General features: G+C 51.5%; 1 protein-coding gene. It reads right to left on the bottom strand.

Going from position 1 to position 540, the window contains the following annotated elements:
• On the bottom strand, positions 1–404 hold a 404-nt coding region (locus PORUE0001_RS00670), incomplete at its 3' end, for a hypothetical protein (protein WP_039865143.1).
• Positions 405–540 lie beyond the last annotated feature (136 nt).

Raw genomic sequence — 540 nt, 5'->3', positions numbered from 1 at the left:
GTGAGCCGGCAATGGTCGGTGGCGATGTACTTAGGGGTGGTGTTCAGGTGGTCTTGGAAGCCGTGATTGACTACTCCTTTGGTCGTCTGGGGTGGACGCTTGCGCTTGCGACTTCTCAGCAGCATGTCGTTGGCTCCTAACACTTTGTAAAGCCAGTCTCGACCTACTTGAAAGGTTCCTTTGAAGTACTTGTTGGTACACTCCTGGAGGGTGTCTACGCCTGCCCTGGGGAGCCAACTGCGCACATACTGGCAATAGTGTAGGACGGAGGCTACTTTGACATCTTCGTCTTGCTCGGTGAAGGTGTGCTTGTAGTAGCCTTTGCGGCTGACTTCTAGCTGCTGACAAAGGTAGGTTATGGAGAGCTTTTGATCTCTCACTTTGGCCTGTTCAAGCTGTCTCACGGCTACAAATCGGTCTTTTTTTTAGATCAATGTGGTAGCGATTCAAGACCACTTCGAGTAGTGTTTTGTTGACCAAGGCCTTGCTCTCAGCCTGGAAGAGGGCTGCTTTGAGGCGAGCGTTTTCACGCTTGAGTTC

Source organism: Porphyromonas uenonis 60-3, assembly GCF_000174775.1.
GTDB lineage: Bacteria > Bacteroidota > Bacteroidia > Bacteroidales > Porphyromonadaceae > Porphyromonas > Porphyromonas uenonis_A.
This window is presented reverse-complemented; position numbering and strand designations above follow the sequence as displayed.